Here is a 1,047-nt window from a genome sequence, read left to right as displayed (position 1 = left end):
TGGGCCTGTCCCGCTTTCACGGACACCTTTGATAGGCTGAGGAGCCTGGGAGGTGTCGATGGCGGAGAGCAATAGACAGCGGCGGTTATTTCCGGACGCGTTCAAGCTCGAGGCGGTGGCTGCGATCCGCGGTGGCCGCTCGGTTTCGGCGGTGGCGGCCGAGCTCGGCCTGCCGGATCGGCTGGTGCGTGCCTGGCTGCGCTGGGCGGAGGGCCGCGCAGCGGCAGGGAGCGGCGCGCCAGCGCCGACGCTCCCCACAGCGCAGGCGGCGCCGGCGCGCCGCGTGGGCCCGAGCCCGGCCGATCAGGCCGCCGAGATCGGGCGGCTGCGGCGTGAGCTCGACCGTGTCCGGATGGAGCGTGACATCCTAAAACAGGCGGCGCTCATCTTCGGCCAGGCGACGGGCCGGAGGTGAGCTATGCCTTTATCCGCGACCACGTCGCCAACTACCCCATCCAGGTCATGTGCGAGATGCTGGGAGTGAGCCGCAGCGGCTACTATGCCTGGTCCAGCCGGCCGGAGAGCGCGCGGGCCATCGAGGACCGGGCCGTGGCAGCCGAGATCCGCACCGCGCACGAGACCAGCCGTGGCTGCTACGGCAGCCCGCGCGTGCATGCCGCACTCCGCGCCCATGGCCGGCGGGTCGGCCGCAAGCGGGTGGCCCGCCTGATGCGCAGCATGGGGCTGTCGGCCAGGCGCAAGCGTCGGTTCCGCCGCACGACGGACAGCGCGCATGTCTTCCCGGTGGCGCCGAACCTGCTCGGGCGCGACTTCACGGCCAGCGCGCCGGATCGGGTCTGGCTGGCTGATTTGACGTATATCTGGACCGCCGAGGGCTGGCTGTACCTGGCCGTGGTGCTCGACCTGTTCTCCCGCCGCGTCGTCGGCTGGGCCATGGCCGACTACCTCGGCCATGAGCTCGCGCTCGCCGCGCTCGACATGGCCATCGCGCGTCAGCGTCCCGCGCCGGGCCTCACCCATCACTCGGACCGCGGGGTGCAATTTGCGGCCCATGAGTATCGCAAGCGGTTGCGGCAGCATGGCATC

General features: G+C 71.3%; 2 protein-coding genes. Both read left to right on the top strand.

Going from position 1 to position 1,047, the window contains the following annotated elements:
• The first annotated feature begins 58 nt into the window (after positions 1–58).
• On the top strand, positions 59–415 hold the full coding sequence (locus tag E2C06_RS36645) for a transposase (protein WP_241671638.1): 357 nt from the start codon (positions 59–61) through the stop codon (positions 413–415).
• A partial coding sequence (locus E2C06_RS36640) for an IS3 family transposase (RefSeq protein ID WP_133293410.1) occupies positions 412–1,047 on the top strand: 636 nt, incomplete at its 3' end. The genes E2C06_RS36645 and E2C06_RS36640, both read left to right, overlap by 4 nt.

This window comes from Dankookia rubra, assembly GCF_004355005.1.
GTDB classification, from domain to species: domain Bacteria; phylum Pseudomonadota; class Alphaproteobacteria; order Acetobacterales; family Acetobacteraceae; genus Paracraurococcus; species Paracraurococcus ruber_A.
The sequence above is the reverse complement of the archived record's forward strand: the minus strand, read 5'-3'. Positions and strand labels throughout refer to the sequence as shown.

What these genes read in the sequence shown, in the direction of transcription:
- E2C06_RS36645 (WP_241671638.1), top strand. Translation starts at nt 59, where the DNA reads ATGGCGGAGAGCAATAGACAGCGGCGGTTATTTCCGGACGCGTTCAAG.